The following is an 18,496-nucleotide window of genomic DNA, read 5'->3' on the forward strand; positions in this document are numbered from 1 at the left end:
ATATATTCTCGACATGGCAGAGAGCTTTGTACTTCCAGAGAGGCGAGAGAGGACATACCCAAGAGCAGTAAAGAAAAGGCCCAATCGCTATGCGACTAGGCCTTCTAAAAGACGTAACTCAGCTTAATTCACATGCATTACAGCAAACGCTGGCCTTTTCTCATTGAACGAAACAGCACTCAATCTACTGCATTGTGCTCAGCTTTTAAACTGGCTCACTGCGCGCTCTAGGTTCGCCGCCTCTTCCGCCACCTGATGGGCTGCATCACGGTTTTGCTGGGCGCGATCGGTACTGGTTTGAGCAATATCCTGAATGGTATGCACGTTTTGGTTCACTTCTTTGGCAACCGAACTTTGCTCTTCAATGGCGGTCGCGATCTGGGTGCTCATGTCCATGATATGTTGCATATCAGCCATGATTTGCGCCAACTCTTGGGAAGCCGCCTCTACTTTAGACACCGACGTTTGCCCATCTTCGCGGCTTTGCTCCATACGCTCCGCGACCGACTGGGTTTGGTCCTGCAACGAACCAATAATACCGGCGATTTCATCGGTCGATTCTCGCGTACGGGTCGCCAGCTGACGTACCTCATCGGCAACCACCGCAAAACCACGCCCTTGTTCACCGGCTCGAGCCGCTTCAATCGCCGCGTTCAGGGCCAGCAAGTTCGTTTGCTCGGAAATGTCTTTGATGACATCAAGCACCGACCCAATTGTCTCGGACAGTTTACTCAGCTCCAACACTTCGTTGCTGGTATTGCTGAGCGTTTCTGACAAAGTCATGATCATGGTGCGGGTATCATCCACCACTTGCTGGCCATTTTGCGCGCGTCCCAAACTAGTACGGGCGTTTTCGGCGGCTTGATCGGTATTACTGGCAATATCACGAATGGTGCTTTCCATCTCGTTCATCGCGGTTGCTGCGTGGGTAGTTTCATCTAACTGGGTGGTCAGTGCAGAGCTGGTTTGATGACTACGCGATTCGACTTGCTCGGCACTTTGATGCAGCGCTTGCACCGCAGAGCGCACATCCGTCACCATGGTTTGGATGCCAGCCAGCATCTGATTAACATCTTTGGCCATCGCCGCAATTTCATCACGACCCGCCTCATCGGCCCGCAACGTCAAATCTTTTTGTTGCGTGATCTGGCTCATTTTCTCACTAAAGCTATAAATGCGGCGTTGAATCCCTCGATTCATCCACAAAGAGACCACCGTCATTATCAGCGCCAAGAGAATAACAATCGACGCAGTCAGTACCATGGTTTCTCTTTGTGCCTTGGTAATAGCACTTTGGTATGACTCACTTAGGGTTTCAAACATCTCTTCAACTTGGTGGGTCTTGCCACGGATATTGCCCAGCAGGCCTTGGTCATGCGCCAATCCCAGTTGCTCTTTTTGCGTTACCACCGCCTTTACCGTCGTGTGGTGCGCTTGGAATAACGCTAACAAATCGCCTTTTAGGTAGGCAGTCAGCTCGTTCATTTGCCGTTGATATTGCTCGATGTGACTTATATTGCTGCTATTAACGAACAGCTTCGCCTCCGCCACCAACAGTCGGGCGCTGCTTTCCAGCACAATATCGTTTTGGGTCGCCGCAACCAGCTTCTCACTGGCTTGTTGCATATCACCACGCAAACCTTGTCCAGCCTCTAGGCCGAGACGTTGATAGCCCGCGCCAAGGTCACGAAACCCCTGCGCGTAGCCTTGCATCGCTGTCGACACTTGACCAATGATTTGCGTATCGAGGCCAAGCGCTTGGCTTTCCGTGCGCAATTCACCGAGCAGGCTATTGAAGGCATCAACATTATTATCAAATCGGGAGAGATATTTGGGATCCATGCGGGCAAGAAAGTCTTTTTCATTACGTCGCAAATTAAGCAGAATCACTTCAAGGTCAGACACTGTAGTTAACTGACGGTGCATGTTGCCAAGCTTGCTCTCCGCTTTCCATGCCACACCCGCCACGGCCAACAGGGCTACCACCGACATCGCAGTTAGCAGCAATAGTTTTTGCTTTATATTCATAGTCACCCTACAACCAAACTCAGAGTTTCAATAGCCCTACACATTGTGTGCACCTTTTACTATCGGCCAAGTTGGGTAAAAGTAAAGCGGCGCAAACACCTTGTCACAAAAATGTCACAAACTATCCCTAACGGCCGTACAGCAGTGACGATAAATCAGACGAAAGTGATAGTCTGGCATCCCGCCTCGCCACAAAAAGATCCGCGACTCCCCTTGTGCATTCTCGAGGACAACCAACCAAGGCGTCGCCCAGACACAGGACATTTTCCCTTTCGGTTGGGTATTCATCTGAACATAAAAATGGCGATCAATGGATAAGGTGCCTTGGCTAGCCAGTAACTGGTGGTAGAACCTTTGACCATCGCGGATCACGTAAATAATCGCAAGGGCGCGGGCACTCAAAGGAAGGGCAAGGTGAAAAGTGATCAGCCATGCCGCTATCACGCCGAACAGGATCAGGCTAATAGCGACATAGCGAGGACAGCGGAGCTGACTATGTACGAAGCTTGCTTCGGTTATGGGCAACGATCTTATCAACGATAGATTTCATCTTAGGATCGTCAGGTTTACCATGCCCCATCAGCCACGCAAACAAATCAGGGTCATCACTTTCCAAAAATGCGATGAAGTCTTGCTTGTCACTGTCACTCAAGGTGTCATAGCAAGCTTCAAAGAAAGGCATAATGATTACATCAAGCTCCAACATGCCACGGCGGCATGCCCAACGGATCCGTGGTTTATCGTCGGTATTTACCATGTTTACCTCAATCACTGATGTCAGTGGATGCATAGTATCAGCGCCAACGGAGGGCGACTACTTTTCCTCTCAACTCGGCGATGAAGATGAGAGCTATCCCCTGATGTTTATCGATTCAACGTCGCTTGCCATCAATACCCTTACAATACAAAGGCTGACAAGCTGACAACGCACGATTAGTATACGTGTCATACTCTGTGTTTTTCTCAACTGCGAGCGTGATTTCTATGAGCGAATGGTATCAAACAGTCGCCTTTACCCCAGCCGAGCGCAATGCAAATAGCCCACTGCCTGATTTGGCCTTGGTCGCATTAGATAACTGGTCATTGACGCAAGTGAGCGGCGACGACACTCAAAGCTATCTGCAAGGACAATTGACCTGCGATCTGAGCCAACTCGACAAACATCAATCGACCCTCGCGGCTCATTGCGATCCCAAAGGCAAAGTATGGTCGGTATTACGGCTTTTCCATCACGGCGACGGTCTGGCCATGGTGCAGCCAATGTCGATTGCACAAACGCAACTCACCGAGATAAAAAAATACGCCATCTTCTCGAAAATCGACTTTCAGCCTAGTGAAGATGTATTGCTCGGCGTCGTCGGCCAACAGGCGGAACAAGTGATCGAGAAACATTTCGGCGCTCAAGGTGACGTGCGTCACAGCGAGCACGGCACAGCGGTGAGGATCGAGCCAACCCGCTGGTTGCTTGCCATCAGTCCTTCTGCGGCGGATCAACTGGTTGCAGCCTATCAGGAAAGTGCCTTATTGGTTGACAACACGCTATGGGAGCAATGCGACGTCGATGCTGCCTTGCCGCGTATTGAAGATGCCACAAAAAGCGAGTTTATTCCGCAATCCCTCAATCTGCAGGTACTGGATGCGATCAGCTTTACCAAAGGCTGTTATACCGGTCAGGAAACGGTCGCACGCGCGAAATACCGTGGCATCAATAAACGCGCCATGTATAAATTGGTAGGACAGGCCGATAAGGCCCCTAAGCCGGGAGATAAAGTGGAGCGTGCGGTAGGGGATAATTGGCGAGCAGGCGGCACCGTCATTGCTGGCGCTACCTACTCAGATGGTCATGCAGCCGCCTTAGTGGTTTTACCCAATAACTTGGACGACGACACCGCCTTTCGATTCGCGGATGCGCCCGATACCATTTGGCAGCGCGTCGCACTCCCGTATTCACTCGAAGAGGAAAAATAACCCTTGGTCGCTTCTCCTGCCTCTATGCCACTGCACACCGCCGTCACTGCCACGCTGGATATGGCAGGGGTGGCTTATGAGGTGCTGTGGCAATCGCAAGCTACCCAATCCATCACTGACACAGCGGCAGCGCGCGGGATCTTACCGGCGCGTATGCTAAAAACGCTGCTTTTACGTGATATGGGTAACCAGTACGCATTAGCCTGTGTTCCCGGCGACCGTCAGGTCGATCCACGGCGTGTGCGCGAGCAGTTAGCGTGTCGGCGAATGACACTGGCTGACGCAGATAAGGTACGCGCAATGACAGGATATACGCTTGGCACGGTCGCGCCCTTAGGGTTACCTCGGCCACTGCCAATTGTGTTTGAAGAGCGTATTTTCGACCACGATAGTGTCACGATCAGCAGTGGTGATCCGCACGCTGGGCTGTGGGTGAAAGTGGCGGATCTAGTGACACTGTGCCAGCCGCTACGCGCCGCCATTTGTCGTGACGATACCCCCTAGGAGTCAAAGCTAAGGATGGCGCAAAAACAGTGGCGTAAATACGACCTTAACCTACTCGTAACCTTTATCACCTTAATGGAAACGCGCAGCGTCACCCGCGCAGCTGAACGTTTGGCCTTAGGGCAATCGGCCATGAGCCATAGCCTGTCGCGTTTGCGTGTGATGCTTGATGATCCCTTATTTGAGCGCCGCGGCCATCAAATGGTCCCCACTGCCCGCGCGATAGATATCGCGCCTAAGATTCAGGCATTACTCGATACGCTCGCCAGCGAGGTGTTGGTGCCACCTTACTTTGATCCCCAACACTATGATGGACAAGTGCGCATCGGGCTCACGGACTATGCGGAGCTGATTTTTGCCCCCGCCTTATTTGATAGCTTTACGACTCACCTGCCTCACGCCCAATTGAGCCTTCGCCCTGTCGACAAGAAACGTTGTCAGCAGGCACTTGATGACGATGAGGTCGATGTCGTGATTGGTGTGCTTCCAGAGGGGATGGAAAACATGGCCAGTCAGCTCTTGTATCACGAACAGCACGTCTGTCTGTTTGACCCCAAAAGCACAGGGCTGCAAGCCCCCATTAGTTTGGCCGATTTTGTCGCAACGCCACACGCGCTGGTTTCCACCCAAGGCCAATTAACGAGCCCTATCGACCAAACCCTGACCAAGTTAGGCTATCACCGTCACGTGGTGATGGGATCACAGCGATTTCTCACCGTGAGGCAATTGCTAAAACAGCGCCAATTACTTTGCACTGTCCCGGAACTGATGGCACGTATCGATAATTTCGATGATACCGACACCCTTGCTCTGAGTGTACCTCCCATTGATGTGCCAGGGTTTGACATCCATCTGGCATGGCGACAGCAAATCAGTGCTCACCCACGTACTCAGTGGCTCATTGCCCATATCACCGAGACCGTTTTAACCCGAGTCGATGCCCTAAAAGCCAACCCAAGCTACGATGGGAAGGAGTAAGCGATGCCGTTTTTACCTTTAACCGATGTGAACATCAATGACGTTGCTGAACTGGTCCGCGAGACATTTACTCACAGCGAAGGGCCGGATGAGGGGAAATTGATTGGCCAACTGATTCATCAGCTGCACGACACCACACCAGAGGGTGAATGGCTTGGGTTTGTCGCGATCGATAACTCAGTGCTGGCTGGGGCAGTCTTTTTTTCTCGGTTAAGCTATCCAACCATGCCCGACGCGGCACTGCTTTCGCCGATGGCGGTCCACCCAAGCTATCAAAAACAGGGGCTTGGGCAGTCATTAATTCAGCATGGCCTTACCGCATTAAAAATGCAGGGCTATCAGTTGGTGATGACCTATGGCGACCCAGCGTTTTATGGCCGCGTGGGGTTCACGCCAATTTCTCCAGAGACCATTCAACCACCGCATCATTTGAGCTACCCACATGGGTGGCTGGGGCAATCATTAACCGATGCACCATTAACGGCACTGAGAGGAAAACCCAGTTGCGTACCCGCATTTAACTGCGCTGATTTGTGGTAAAGATCCCAAACTGAGGATGTACACTAACGCTGTCATCCCCTCGCCATAAACCCTTTGCACAATCTGCGCCGTTGTATGTCGCTATTTCTCGATATCACAACTATGGTTACCACCTAGAATAGGGTTACCACGTCAGAGCCGCCATGCAAAGTGGTCAGGACTCAAGGTTTATTTCATTATCCAAGAAGGGTTTATGCGCGTTTTTAATCGCTATGTGCCAAGGTTGGTCGCAAAACATGTGGCGCGACTTTTTTCAGGTCGACTTTATATTGCCGGACGAGGACGCTTCGATTTCGAAAACGGTTGGCTAAAAGCGCCTCAAGACGCCACTATCACGCACTATCAAACCGTCAAAGAAGTTAATGCGGTGATACGAGAGACCTATCAGCAAGCGATGTGTGATGAGACTCAGCCTCACACAGTCAATACACGCCGCTGATTCACGTGCAGGACGAGCTTAAATCAACAGGCCCCGCCAAAAGGCAGGGCCTGACGATGACGCAAAGACAGCCAACCTTATTCGTCGTCGTCTTCTTCCCCTAAGGTTTCTTCGTAGCTTTGCGCATCCAAGAGATCATCAATTTCAGACTCATCAGTGGCGCGAATTTGGAATAACCAGCCATCACCATAAGGGTCGCTATTCACCAATTCCGGAGAACCGTCCAGCTCTTCATTCACCGCAACCACTTCCCCAGAAATAGGCGCATAAATATCAGAGGCAGCTTTCACAGACTCTGCCACGGCACAATCGTCTCCCGCATCAAAACTGTCGCCCTCGTCGGGCAAATCAATAAATACCATATCCCCTAATAGGGCTTGCGCATGATCCGAGATACCAATGGTAAACAAGCCATCGCCTTCTGGGCGCACCCACTCATGCGTTGAAGTAAATTTTAATTCTGATGGGATATCACTCATAGTTTTGTTCCTTGTTGCACCCAGTGACACATCGTCGTTTCAACAGACTTCGTGGTTCACTAATACTTGGTTGATTAACTACACAACAACTAGCACACAGATATCGATTCGCCAATAATCTCAGCTAGACGATTCAGAAAATGTTGCACAGGCGAGCTTGGGTAGCTCGCCACTTAGCCCTAGCGCCCGTTTAATAAATGGCAGTTTAGCGCCCGGCAAATGATTCACAGCCTGCATGCCGACACCACGGATCAATTTTTTGATCGGATTAGCGCCGTCAAACAAACTTCTAAAGCCTTGCATGGCGGCGATCATTTGCGCCGCTTCTGCTTTTCGCCAGCGTTCATAATTGCGCAGTGACGCATGCAGGCCAATGTCTTTTTCTTGCTCAGCAAGGTGTATCAGTGTTTCGGCAAGCGCAGCGGCATCTAGTAACCCTAAATTCACCCCTTGGCCGGCCAGTGGATGAATGGTGTGCGCCGCATCCCCCACCAAGGCCACACGGTCAGCGGCAAATTGCTGTGCATAACGCATGGTTAATGGATAACTGGCGCGCGGTCCCACGGCTTCGCAAAGCCCCAGAGTCACATCAAATTGTGCCGTTAAGGTCTGATTAAATGCCGCGTCGTCCATATCCATATAGTGCTGCGCCAAGCACGGAGACACCGACCATACAATCGAGCAAAGGTGCGGATCACTAAGCGGTAAAAAAGCCAGTGGGCCATCCGGTGTGAAAATTTGCCGTGCAACGCCCTGATGAGCAACCTCAGTGCGAACCGTCGCAACAACCGCGTGATGCCCGTAGTCGCGTTGCACCAAAGGTAAACTGGCTTGGCCTCGCACCCAAGAGCGCGCACCATCTGCCCCCACCACCAATTTAGCGGTCACGCCGCCACCAGAGGCAAGCTGTAGCCAGGTTTCTCGTTCACCCATCATCATCGATTGACACTGCTCAGGCATCAGCAGCGTCACATTACTTTGCTGTTTGATTTTATCGAGGAGCGCCAACTGAATGACACGGTTTTCAACAATATGGCCCAGATCACGCTGGCCCAGACTTTGTGCCTCAAACGCTATCTCGGCAAAACTGTCTTGCTCCCAAACGTGCATGGCTTGATAACTTGCCATGCGGCGAGATTCAATGCCCGACCAAGCCCCCACGCCGCGCAATATGCGTTCACTGGCGCGGCTTAGGGCTGACACACGGTTATCCGGGATGGTATCCAAGCTGGACTCAGGGGCTTTCCCTTCAATAACCACCACACGTAAAGCGCTGTGCTCCAACGCTGCCGCCAAGGTGAGCCCCACCATGCCGCCGCCAATGATGGCAATATCTGCATTGATCATCTTCATGTGCGCGCTACCCATCCTATGGTGCGTTGAATAAGAGGTTGTTTAAGACTCGGTAGAGCTGACATCAACCCCAGCCCGAGATTACGAGTGGCCGATAACACCGCATTTTGGTTAGAGAACAGGTGCACTAATCCGGATGTGGTAGCGATGGTAGTCTCTCGGTCCGCTTCTCTACGTTGCGCGTAGCGCGTTAAGACTGGCATGGCACCCAGATCCTCGCCGTGTGCTGACGCTGCCGTCAGAACCTCGGCTAGCGTGATCACATCTCGTAGACCGAGATTAAACCCTTGCCCCGCGATCGGATGGAGGCTTTGTGCCGCATTGCCGACCACTGCCACACGGTGGCTGACTGGACTCACCACTTGATTAAGCACCAGCGGATAGGCATGCCGAGTGCCAACATGAAGGAGTTTACCCAAGCGCCATCCAAAGGCAGTCTGCAAACCGTCCAAGAAGGTCGCCTCGTCGCACGAGAGCCAATGGTCGACCTCATCCGGTGACACACACCAGACCACTGAGCACCGCCCCTGCGACATCGGCAGTAGCGCCACCGGCCCTGTGCGAGTAAAGCGTTCAAATGCCACCCCTTGATGCGGCAGTGCGGTACTCACGTTGGCAATGATCGCCACCTGATGGAAATCGTGCTGCTGACGCGCGATCTTCAGCTGTTGACAGCATGGCGAGCGTCCGCCATCGGCAGCCACCAGCAATTTTGCCTGCAAGGTCTCTCCTTGCTTGAGCTCAACGGTTACCGACGCTTGCTCTCTATGGATATGTTCGACGTAATCGGGACAATAAAGATCAATGGCGCTGCGATGACTGAGCTGCTGATGAAAGACACGGCCAGCATCCGCAAGCTCAATCACTTGCCCCAAATAAGGAACACCTTGAGCATTCGCATCAATCTGTGTCTGCCCCGCATGGCCGCGGTCCGAGACATGGATATGCTGAATCGGGGTGCCAAATGGCGCTAACGCCGACCATAATCCCAGCGATTCCAGTGCAGCACAGCTTCCCTGTGCCAAGGCAATACTGCGTGCATCATACCCAGGGTGATTGGCATGATCGGGCAACATCGCCTCAACCACGGCAATACGCAGCTGACCGCCACTTAATGTATCCAGCGCAAGTGCGGCCGTGGCACCGGCCATCGCGCCACCGGCAATGATTATATCGTAGGCTTTCATCCCACCTGTCCCTAATCCCATACTGTATGGGGTCATCGCATGTCAGCGATGTTGATTCATTGATTAATGGAGTGTCTTTGGAGTCTCATCCGCATCCGGACGCGCACCCAATTCAGCATGCACTACCATGCAGCACACACGAACATGCTCGCAAACTTGCTCAAGCAGCTCCGCTTGTTCTTGCATATCACCGTCTTCGTCAATGCCAAGCTGGGCAATGGCTTTAAGGTCGCTCAGCGCCTCGGTGACGTCATTGGAGAGTTGACGGCCTTGTTTACCGATCAGCCCTACCCCTGCTAAAAACGCATTGATCCATTCGACAAGGGCTTCTGCTCGAGCGACTACGCCAACCTGCTCGTCGTCAGGGACATAGATATCGAGATCTAAGTCGTCCCCGGTCAATTGTGTTTTCAGCTGGTGATAGCTTTGCATGGCGAGGGTTTTCGCCTCAGTCGGCCATCCCATACCTTGGTTGGTATAGTCGTAAAGCATGGTGAGCCAGCCCCCATCTTCCAGCGCCATACCCCCACTTAACATACCGGCGATTAAGCCATGCATTTCGGCGGGTGTGACGGCAAGGCTATCTGCCGATAAAGTCGTCGCGGCTTGCGCATAAAGAGGTAAACGGGTATCAGTCACAATCTTGCCCTTGGTCGTGCATGTTATAAAACCCACAGTCTACCATTTCACACCGCGTGGCTGAATCGCTCCCGTATCAAAAGCACGCAAACACGCCTTGATACCTCTTCCGATACGAAGGCACGGATAAAATCGTTTCATCGTGGCTGGCAGTGTAAATCGACGCGCTACGCAACGGGCATGACAAAGATCAATATCATACTCGGCTTGGCAACTGACCATAATAAACTGCGGCTTAGCTCTCATCTGCCAACCTGTCAGGGCATGCATCACCCGTTTCCATGTCTAAATTGACAGCAGATACACAGCTTAAGTATTTCAAAGTGGTGTATCACTAAAAATAATTGCTAGAATAGCGGGCATTGTTACTGTGTCGTTGGCCCAAGAATAAGAGGCCGCACGAGGAGCCAGCCAACCATTATGAGCACACAACCGGTTGAAATTAAGATCCTTGATCGCTTTGTTCGGGTCAATTGTCCACCAGGACAAGAACAAGCGCTTAAAGAAGCAGCAAGTGAGTTCGATCAACGGTTGCAACAACTGGCTGAGCGCACTAAAGTAACCAACACAGAGCAGTTAATTGCCATTGCTGCTTTGAATGTTTGCCACGAGCTAAATGAAGCTAAGCAATCATTGGTCGACGTCCAAGATCAGGTTAAGCAACGGAGCGCCCTGATGGCGTCAAAGTTGGACACAGCAATGGCCACGCAAGGACCGCGTAAGTAACCCGAATTCCCTGGGGTGTTTGTCAGCGGATCTACGTCCCTGAGCCGATAAGCAAACCTAAGGGTGTGTTGTTACAAGCTACTGAGCAAGCTCGGCACGTACCGAGAAGCCTACGGTTTGTACTGCCCGCCCGCCTTGAACCAGCGGTTTCAAGGGCCTTCGATCCCGACGGCATCCCGGGGCCCTCTTCCAGACAGGCTAGCATCAAGGACAGTTATGCAGCCCAGACAGCAAATACGTCAACAAGTCCGACACGCCCGCCGGCAACTGAGCGCTGAACAGCAAGAGCACGCCGCCCACGCGGTCATGACACGCTTTATGGCCTTGCCGTCTGTGATCGCCTCTCAGCATATTGCCTTATATTTATCGTTTGATGGTGAGCTTGATACCGCGCCGTTGATTAATGCCTGCTGGCAGGCCGGAAAGTCTGTCTATCTGCCTGTTGTCCATCCATTCAGTCAGGGCCACTTACTGTTTTTACATTACACCCCGACCACCCCGATGCAGTCGAACCGCTACGGGATCGCCGAGCCCAAACTGGATATTCGCTATCTCTTACCCACCCATCAATTGGAGGTGATTGCCACACCCTTGGTTGCCTTTGACGATCGCGGTCAACGGCTGGGCATGGGCGGTGGCTACTATGATCGTACCTTGGCGCTCTGTGCACACCCAAGTGCTACGGCGGTCGGCCTTGCTCATGACTGTCAGCATTGGGGCCAATTACCCACCGAGCAATGGGACATGCCCCTTCCCCACATATTAACGCCCAGTCACCATTGGCACTGGTCAGCCACGAATTCGCGACCTCTATCCTGACGGCGTCGACGCGCTTCGCTATAATCGCCGCCAAAACCCCCATTAGGAGTGATCATGAACCAAGACGATAAAAAAAGAGCAGCTGGCGAAGCGGCGGTGGAATATGTCAAACCCGGCAGCATTGTTGGCGTAGGGACAGGCTCGACCGTCAACTACTTCATCGATGCCCTTGAGCCGATTAAATCGCAAATTAAAGGCGCTGTTTCCAGTTCAGAAGCATCCACCGAGCGTTTGAAAGCACTGGGCATTGAGGTGTTTGATGCGAACGACGTCGCTAGTCTTGATGTATACGTGGATGGCGCAGATGAAATTAACGCGCGCAAGCACATGATTAAAGGCGGAGGCGCGGCCCTCACCCGTGAAAAGATTGTCGCGGCGATCGCAGACAAATTCATCTGCATTATCGATGACACCAAACACGTTGATGTTCTTGGCGAGTTTCCGCTTCCTGTGGAAGTGATCCCGATGGCACGCTCTTATGTGGCTCGCGAGTTGGTCAAACTCGGGGGCGATCCTTGCTATCGTCAAGGGGTAGTGACCGATAACGGCAACGTGATCTTGGATGTGCACAATATGAAAATCCAAGATCCAAAAGCGCTCGAAGATACCATTAACGGTATCGCAGGTGTAGTGACTGTCGGCCTATTCGCCAACCGTGGTGCCGATGTCGTCTTGACCGGCACCGAAAACGGCGTGCAAAAAATTGCAGACTAAACGCATAACCCACCATACATAGTCGGTGAGAAACGTATTATCACCCGCAAAAGCCAAACGTTTGCGTTTAGTGTAATCAATAAGTTAAAAGCGCCTTTTATAAGGTGCTTTTTTTATGGTCTAGAACGGATAATTCTTACCCCTTCGCAAAATTTTTGTTATCTTGGTCACTGTTCTGATACCGGCACATCGCGCGCCCTCCTGCGGCTTCGCGAATGAGATCAGCCTAATGACAGCGCTTCTAGCCGCTTTTTCTTAGCAGACGCGTTAAGGGCACAGGGTCACGATGCGCCCCGGCACTCAGGCGCAACATTGCTACCACTATTGTTTCTAAGGAAGAGAACAGCCCGCATGTCACACTATTCACTGGACAAGAATAAGATCAAAATTCTGCTCCTCGAAGGCGTCCACCCCACGGCGTTAGAGGCCTTCAAGCAAGCTGGTTATACCAATATTGAGTATCACAAAGGCTCCCTCACCGGTGAGGCGCTGGAAGAAGCGATTCAAGATGCTCACTTTGTCGGCTTGCGTTCACGTACCCAGCTGACTGAATCGGTTTTCGCAAAGGCGAAAAAATTGGTCGCAGTCGGCTGCTTTTGTATCGGAACTAACCAAGTTGATCTCGACGCAGCTGCTCAACGTGGTATCCCGGTTTTTAATGCCCCCTTCTCGAATACCCGCAGCGTCGCCGAATTAGTGCTTGGGGAGATCCTGCTGCTGCTACGTGGTATTCCGGAAAAGAATGCCAAAGCACATCGTGGCGAATGGCAGAAATCCGCCGAACGCTCGTTTGAAGCACGCGGAAAAGTATTAGGGATTATCGGTTATGGCCACATCGGGACGCAGCTGAGTATTTTGGCAGAGAACCTTGGCATGAACGTTTGTTATTACGATATCGATAACAAGCTCTCACTCGGAAATGCCGTGCAAGTCAACTCGCTGACTGAATTATTAAACCGTAGTGATGTGATTTCATTGCACGTTCCAGAAACCGAAAGTACTCAAAACATGATTGGCAGTGAAGAATTCGCCCGCATGAAGCCCGGTGCTATCTTTATTAATGCCTCACGCGGTACAGTGGTGGACATTGATGCCCTATGTGGCGCGCTCGAGAGCAACCATTTGTCCGGAGCGGCGATTGATGTATTCCCTGTTGAGCCTAAAACCAATAATGATCCCTTCAGCTCACCGCTGCAGGCCTTTGATAATGCGCTGCTCACCCCACACATTGGTGGCTCGACACAAGAAGCGCAGGAAAACATTGGCCTTGAGGTGGCAGGCAAGTTGATCAAGTACTCTGATAACGGCTCGACACTCTCTTGTGTCAACTTCCCAGAGGTGTCACTGCCAGAGCATCAAGGGCGTTCTCGTTTACTCCACATTCACGCGAACCGTCCCGGTGTGTTGACCAAAATAAACACCACCTTTGCCGATGAAGGCATCAACATCGCCGCACAATATCTGCAAACTTCAGCAAAAATTGGCTATGTGGTCATTGATGTCGAAACCGAACAGGCTGATAAAGCACTGAAAAAGCTGAAAGCGATTGAAGGCACGATTCGCGCCCGCATTCTTCACTAACTGAAAGCGATAAAAAAAGCCCCATTGGGGCTTTTTTTCATTGAGACACAAAGCCGCATCGGCTGACACTTGTCGTAACCTTATTGCCTGTGCGTTACTGTTCTTCACGCAAAAAGACCAACTCATTTCCTTTGGACTGTGCCTCGCTAAAATAGTAGCCGCCAACATCAAATGTCTTGATAGCTTCAATGGATGTCGCACGCTGATCAATCAAATAGCGCGCCATCATGCCACGGGCTTTTTTGGCGTAAAAACTGATCACCTTGTATTGACCGTTCTTACAGTCTTTAAAGACAGGGGTCACAATGTCGCCGTCGAGTTTTTTCTTGTTTACCGCTTTGAAATACTCATTGGAGGCCAAGTTCACCAGTAATCGATCACCTTGCTCTGCCAAGGTGCGATTCAATGTCTCAGTGATGATATCGCCCCAAAACTGATACAAGTTATCACCGCGCGATGTCGCCAGCTTGGTGCCCATTTCAAGGCGATAAGGTTGCATCAAATCCAATGGCCGCAATAGGCCATACAGCCCCGACAGCATACGGAAATGTGCCTGCGCCCAATCAAAGTCCTCTTCAGACATTGAAGTGGCATCCAGACCCGTATAAACATCCCCTTTAAACGCCAGTACCGCAGGGCGTGCATTATCAGTGGTAAAGGTTGGAGACCATTCGGCAAAACGGACCGCATTCAGACTGGCAATTTTATCACTCACCTTCATTAACGCACCGATATCGGCGGGCGTTAATTGGCGACATACCTCGATCAATGCTTGAGAGTGCTCAGTCAGCATGGGTTGGGTATGACGTTGCGTCGGCAATGGTGACTCATAATCCAATGTTTTTGCGGGGGAGACCACAATCAGCATCTTGCTAACCCTTATGTTATCTGTCTGTTGCCAAGACTATCATTCCAGCATAAAAAAGCCACCGCATCACGGTCACTGCTTGGGCAAAGGCCAAGCCTTTTCGTCCAATTGGCTGTGAAGTTCAGGGAAACGGCGACTATCAAACACAGGCACTCGCCCTAACGAACGTTGGGTGTGGTAATCAGCGGCCAAGCGCTTAACAATGCCAGACAGCAATAAGATCGCAATCATGTTCACCAAGGCCATCATGCCCATTGATGCATCCGCTAGCGTCCACACTAAGGGGAGCTCGGCCAGCGCACCAAACATCACCATGCCCAATACCAATGCTCGAAAATAAGGCAGTGCCGGGCGCAAGCGACCATTGATAAACAACAAATTGGTTTCTGCATACGAGTAATTGGCAATGATGGAGGTAAACGCAAAGAAGAAAATGGCCACCGCCACAAATTGCTCGCCCCAATCGCCGACCTGTGCACTCAAGGCACGCTGTGTCAGTTCCACCCCCGTGACTTCGCCGCCGGGAATATACTCCCCCGATAGCAGAATAATCGCGACGGTTGCGGTGCATATCACCAGAGTATCGACAAAGACGCCCAGCATTTGCACATAGCCTTGAGAAACTGGATGAGGCGGATAGGGTGTGGCGGAGGCGGCGGCATTCGGCGCCGAGCCCATGCCCGCCTCATTCGAGAAAAGGCCACGTTTAATCCCCTGAATCATCCCTTGCGCCAAGGTATAACCCAACGCGCCGGAAGCGGCTTCATGAAGACCAAAAGCACTTTTAACCACCAGCGATATCACGGCGGGCACTTGCTCGAGATGGGTCAACATTACATAACACGCCAGAGATAAATAGAGCAGCGCCATCACAGGGACTAAGACCTCAGCTGTGCGCGCAATTTGGCGTAAGCCACCATAAATAATCAACCCACTAACCAGTGCCAGTCCTGCACCGACATAGGCGGGAGGCCAGCCAAAAGCCACTTGGGCAGCCTGTGAAATCGAATTCGCTTGAACTGAGTTAAACACCAAACCAAAGGCAAGGATCAGCAGCAACGAGAACAATATCCCCATCCAGCGCATCCCCAAGCCATGTTCCATGTAGTAAGCCGGACCGCCTCGGAAGTAGCCATCCGGATCGCGAACTTTATAGACCTGTGCCAAGGTGCTTTCCGCAAAGGCAGTCGCCATTCCCAGAAACGCCATCAGCCACATCCAAAAAATCGCCCCTGGTCCACCAAGAGAGAGTGCAACCGCCACACCAGCCATATTGCCTGTCCCGACGCGTGCAGCCAGTCCAGTACACAAGGCTTGAAACGACGAAATTCCCGAACTGTCGCGGCGGCGACTATGACGCATCACAGAAAACATATGGGAGAAGTGACGGAACTGAATGCCACCGAGTTTTAGCGAAAAGAAGACGCCACCGCCGATCAGCACATAAATGAGCACCGAGCCCCATATCAGGTCGTTAATAAAGGTTAAAAGGCTCAAATGACTGTCCCTCGTCGTGTCGTGATTGCTGTCTGCGGCGCAATCTTCGCTTGTCTGACCGGTAAGATCAATTGATGGCCGCCCTTGGCTGTGCTGGTCATCACTGTTTTTAAAAATTCAGTGATTACGTTCTCATAAAAAGTTCATCAATCTGCCACAAATGAGAAATACTTCAATTTTACGGTAGGGCGAGCTGTGGTATTTAAAACCTAACCGCAAGGTGAACAAGGGGTGACTATGGATAACTTTGCCTTTAACGACATGTTCGAGCAAGACAAGCCACAACGCAGCGGACGCGCAAAACCAGTCAAACGTAAATGGAGAGAAATTGAAGCGCTGAAGGACAAACAGCGACTGAGAAAAGAATTGGAAGAAATCGATATGTATGGCGATTTCTCTCAACTGGACCTTGATTAACTCACCGATAAAAGGATGCGAAAAAGGTGCTCACTGAGCACCTTTTTTATTGGTCAGGTTTTATCTGACCAAGACGGCTTTGCCCCTCAATCACTTGGCTTTCTATGCATCATCCAGTGTGGGTTGCCAATCAATGGGCGCTTTACCTTGCTCGCGCAATAATGCGTTAGTTTGTGAGAAATGGCGGCAACCCAAGAAGCCTCGATGCGCTGACAGTGGAGAGGGATGTGGCGCAGTTAAAACATGATGGCGCGTACGATCAATCGCTTTACCTTTTTTCTGAGCATGCGCGCCCCAAAGCAAGAACACCACACCGTCACCATGCTGATTAACAGCCTCAATCACTCGGTCAGTAAAGGTCTCCCACCCCAGCTTGGCATGAGAGTGCGCCTTTCCTTGTTCCACAGTCAGTACCGTGTTTAACAATAACACGCCCTGCTCTGCCCAGCTTTTCAAGTAGCCATGTGAAGGGATCTGAAACCCCTCGATATCCGTCGCTAGCTCTTTATAAATATTGACCAGCGAAGGTGGCGTTTTTACCCCGGGTAATACGGAAAAGCAGAGCCCATGGGCCTGATTGGGCCCATGGTAAGGGTCTTGGCCTAAAATCACGACTTTCACATCACCAAGTTCAGTAAAACGAAAGGCGTTGAATACATCCTCTTTGGGAGGAAAAACCGTGACGCCACTGGCCCGGACCTTTTCCACATAGGCTAGCGTATCGCGAAAATACGCTTGCTCCTTCTCGTTGGCTAGCACCTGCTGCCACGTTTGCGCCTGAGTCATGGTTGCTCCTTATCATCACACTGGCGCCATTTTAACGAGACAAACAGATGAAATCAGTGTGTGGCGCGATCTTTTGTTCTTTCTGTATGAGCATGGTAATGACGCTGGCAGCGCCCTTGTACCGCTCGGTTCGGGGTCGGTAAGCTCGCGTGTGAACGTGGCGATAATGTTCTAGTCATGGGTCGTTCCTTATCTGTGCGTGTGCCTAGAACATCATGAAAAATCAATGCCAAGTTTAAATAACTATATATTTCAAACAATTAATAAAATTCGAGAAGAATACTCCGCCAGCCATGTACCAATATGGTGCAAAACTGCCTACCCATCGATCAATCTCGCCCTTAATTTTGTAGTAAATTTACAACAAAATAGCGCTATAAATACGAATGCTTGTCGCTGCGCGTTGTGCTCTTATCATCAAATTGATTTTGTTCACAATAATATTGATATCAAATAACTATCTTCACGATAAAGGCGATTGAATATTGACCTAAATCAAAATAACCCTACAGATAAAAAGGTATATATGAACGTCGAAAGTGATGAAATCTTACATCACTAAAGTCACTATCAGAAAAGGGGATAGGCCATGATCACCGGCATTCAAGTAACCTCAGCGGCCAATGATGACCTCATCAATTCTATTTGGTTGATTGATAAAGAAACCGACCAAGCACGCTGTGTCTGTGCAAAACAAGGCTTTGAGGCGGATCAAGAAGTCGCGCTGTCTTCTTTGGGTGAGTTTGACTATCGTGAAGTCAATATCGAAACCCAAGCGGTTAATGAAGGGGGTCAACACCTGAACGTTAACGTGCTGAAGCGTGAAACCTTGGAGGATGCAGCCAAGCACCCAGAAAAATACCCGCAACTGACCATCCGTGTCTCGGGCTATGCAGTTCGCTTTAATTCACTGACCCCTGAACAACAGCGTGACGTGATCACCCGTACGTTTACAAGCTCACTGTAAACACAC

General features: G+C 51.1%; 21 protein-coding genes and 1 other RNA gene. 12 read left to right on the plus strand and 10 right to left on the minus strand.

Going from position 1 to position 18,496, the window contains the following annotated elements; translation table 11 throughout:
- Nucleotides 1–198 precede the first annotated feature (198 nt).
- From BGK46_RS12530 to BGK46_RS12535, 3 genes are all read right to left on the minus strand, one after another.
- Nucleotides 199–2,028 carry a methyl-accepting chemotaxis protein gene (locus tag BGK46_RS12530; protein ID WP_069589747.1) on the minus strand — a complete coding sequence of 610 codons (1,830 nt, stop codon included), beginning with the start codon at nt 2,026–2,028 and terminating at the stop codon, nt 199–201.
- Nucleotides 2,029–2,142: 114 nt separating this feature from the next.
- Entirely contained in the window at nt 2,143–2,553 is a 411-nt protein-coding gene (locus BGK46_RS17460; RefSeq protein WP_139130781.1) for a hypothetical protein, read from the minus strand.
- Entirely contained in the window at nt 2,522–2,785 is a 264-nt protein-coding gene (locus tag BGK46_RS12535; protein WP_069589792.1) for a succinate dehydrogenase assembly factor 2, read from the minus strand. The genes BGK46_RS17460 and BGK46_RS12535 overlap by 32 nt, the downstream gene beginning before the upstream one ends.
- A 227-nt stretch (nt 2,786–3,012) precedes the next feature.
- Between BGK46_RS12535 and ygfZ the strand changes: the two genes are divergently transcribed.
- From ygfZ to BGK46_RS12560, 5 genes are all read left to right on the plus strand, one after another.
- The gene (gene ygfZ, locus BGK46_RS12540; protein WP_069589748.1) at nt 3,013–3,996 is read left to right on the plus strand and encodes a tRNA-modifying protein YgfZ; all 984 of its coding nucleotides are present in this window, start codon (nt 3,013–3,015) and stop codon (nt 3,994–3,996) included.
- Between the two features lie 24 nt (nt 3,997–4,020).
- Nucleotides 4,021–4,500 (plus strand): aminoacyl-tRNA deacylase, encoded by a 480-nt coding sequence (locus BGK46_RS12545; protein ID WP_069589749.1) that lies wholly within the window; start codon nt 4,021–4,023, stop codon nt 4,498–4,500.
- 15 nt (nt 4,501–4,515) lie between these two features.
- Nucleotides 4,516–5,478: a LysR family transcriptional regulator gene (locus tag BGK46_RS12550; RefSeq protein WP_069589750.1), complete on the plus strand. Its 963-nt coding sequence runs from the start codon at nt 4,516–4,518 to the stop codon at nt 5,476–5,478.
- A gap of 3 nt (nt 5,479–5,481) precedes the next feature.
- Entirely contained in the window at nt 5,482–6,018 is a 537-nt protein-coding gene (locus BGK46_RS12555) for a GNAT family N-acetyltransferase (RefSeq protein WP_069589753.1), read from the plus strand.
- A 193-nt stretch (nt 6,019–6,211) separates the two neighbouring features.
- Nucleotides 6,212–6,457 carry a DUF1107 domain-containing protein gene (locus BGK46_RS12560; protein WP_069589755.1) on the plus strand — a complete coding sequence of 82 codons (246 nt, stop codon included), beginning with the start codon at nt 6,212–6,214 and terminating at the stop codon, nt 6,455–6,457.
- Between the two features lie 77 nt (nt 6,458–6,534).
- Here BGK46_RS12560 and gcvH read toward each other — a convergent pair whose 3' ends face one another.
- The 4 genes from gcvH to BGK46_RS12580 all read right to left on the minus strand — a co-directional run bounded on the left by gcvH (nt 6,535) and on the right by BGK46_RS12580 (nt 10,115).
- Complete coding sequence (gene gcvH, locus BGK46_RS12565; RefSeq protein WP_069589757.1) at nt 6,535–6,936, minus strand: glycine cleavage system protein GcvH; 402 nt, start codon at nt 6,934–6,936, stop codon at nt 6,535–6,537.
- Nucleotides 6,937–7,056: 120 nt separating this feature from the next.
- Nucleotides 7,057–8,289 (minus strand): FAD-dependent 2-octaprenylphenol hydroxylase, encoded by a 1,233-nt coding sequence (locus BGK46_RS12570; protein WP_069589758.1) that lies wholly within the window; start codon nt 8,287–8,289, stop codon nt 7,057–7,059.
- Entirely contained in the window at nt 8,286–9,476 is a 1,191-nt protein-coding gene (gene ubiH / locus BGK46_RS12575) for a 2-octaprenyl-6-methoxyphenyl hydroxylase (RefSeq protein WP_077455284.1), read from the minus strand. The genes BGK46_RS12570 and ubiH overlap by 4 nt, the downstream gene beginning before the upstream one ends.
- 63 nt (nt 9,477–9,539) lie before the next feature.
- Nucleotides 9,540–10,115 (minus strand): UPF0149 family protein, encoded by a 576-nt coding sequence (locus BGK46_RS12580; RefSeq protein WP_069589761.1) that lies wholly within the window; start codon nt 10,113–10,115, stop codon nt 9,540–9,542.
- 420 nt (nt 10,116–10,535) lie between these two features.
- Here BGK46_RS12580 and zapA point away from each other — a divergent pair, with 420 nt between their 5' ends.
- The 5 genes from zapA (at nt 10,536) to serA (ending at nt 13,955) form a co-directional block, all read left to right on the plus strand.
- A complete protein-coding gene (gene zapA / locus BGK46_RS12590; protein WP_069589763.1) occupies nt 10,536–10,841 on the plus strand; it encodes a cell division protein ZapA in 306 nt (101 codons plus the stop codon).
- Nucleotides 10,842–10,845: 4 nt separating this feature from the next.
- Nucleotides 10,846–11,028: non-coding RNA, 6S RNA (ssrS, locus tag BGK46_RS12595), on the plus strand.
- 29 nt (nt 11,029–11,057) lie between these two features.
- The gene (locus BGK46_RS12600) at nt 11,058–11,660 is read left to right on the plus strand and encodes a 5-formyltetrahydrofolate cyclo-ligase (RefSeq protein ID WP_069589764.1); all 603 of its coding nucleotides are present in this window, start codon (nt 11,058–11,060) and stop codon (nt 11,658–11,660) included.
- 54 nt (nt 11,661–11,714) lie between these two features.
- A complete protein-coding gene (gene rpiA / locus BGK46_RS12605) occupies nt 11,715–12,374 on the plus strand; it encodes a ribose-5-phosphate isomerase RpiA (RefSeq protein WP_069589765.1) in 660 nt (219 codons plus the stop codon).
- Nucleotides 12,375–12,725: 351 nt separating this feature from the next.
- Nucleotides 12,726–13,955: a phosphoglycerate dehydrogenase gene (gene serA / locus BGK46_RS12610; RefSeq protein WP_069589766.1), complete on the plus strand. Its 1,230-nt coding sequence runs from the start codon at nt 12,726–12,728 to the stop codon at nt 13,953–13,955.
- 94 nt (nt 13,956–14,049) lie between these two features.
- Here the strand turns inward: serA and yaaA are convergent, their stop codons facing one another.
- Nucleotides 14,050–14,823 carry a peroxide stress protein YaaA gene (gene yaaA / locus BGK46_RS12615; protein ID WP_069589767.1) on the minus strand — a complete coding sequence of 258 codons (774 nt, stop codon included), beginning with the start codon at nt 14,821–14,823 and terminating at the stop codon, nt 14,050–14,052.
- Between the two features lie 72 nt (nt 14,824–14,895).
- Complete coding sequence (locus BGK46_RS12620; RefSeq protein ID WP_069589768.1) at nt 14,896–16,320, minus strand: alanine/glycine:cation symporter family protein; 1,425 nt, start codon at nt 16,318–16,320, stop codon at nt 14,896–14,898.
- A 237-nt stretch (nt 16,321–16,557) separates the two neighbouring features.
- On the opposite strand from BGK46_RS12620, the gene BGK46_RS12625 reads away from it, so the two are divergent.
- Entirely contained in the window at nt 16,558–16,737 is a 180-nt protein-coding gene (locus BGK46_RS12625) for a DUF3545 family protein (RefSeq protein ID WP_069589769.1), read from the plus strand.
- A gap of 102 nt (nt 16,738–16,839) precedes the next feature.
- Here BGK46_RS12625 and ung read toward each other — a convergent pair whose 3' ends face one another.
- The gene (ung, locus tag BGK46_RS12630; RefSeq protein ID WP_069589773.1) at nt 16,840–17,523 is read right to left on the minus strand and encodes a uracil-DNA glycosylase; all 684 of its coding nucleotides are present in this window, start codon (nt 17,521–17,523) and stop codon (nt 16,840–16,842) included.
- A 589-nt stretch (nt 17,524–18,112) separates the two neighbouring features.
- Between ung and grcA the strand changes: the two genes are divergently transcribed.
- Nucleotides 18,113–18,490 (plus strand): autonomous glycyl radical cofactor GrcA, encoded by a 378-nt coding sequence (gene grcA / locus BGK46_RS12635; protein ID WP_069589774.1) that lies wholly within the window; start codon nt 18,113–18,115, stop codon nt 18,488–18,490.
- The last annotated feature ends 6 nt before the right edge of the window (nt 18,491–18,496 follow it).

Origin of the sequence: Salinivibrio sp. SS2, from assembly GCF_001722075.1 — a bacterium.
Classification (GTDB): Bacteria; Pseudomonadota; Gammaproteobacteria; order Enterobacterales; family Vibrionaceae; genus Salinivibrio; species Salinivibrio proteolyticus.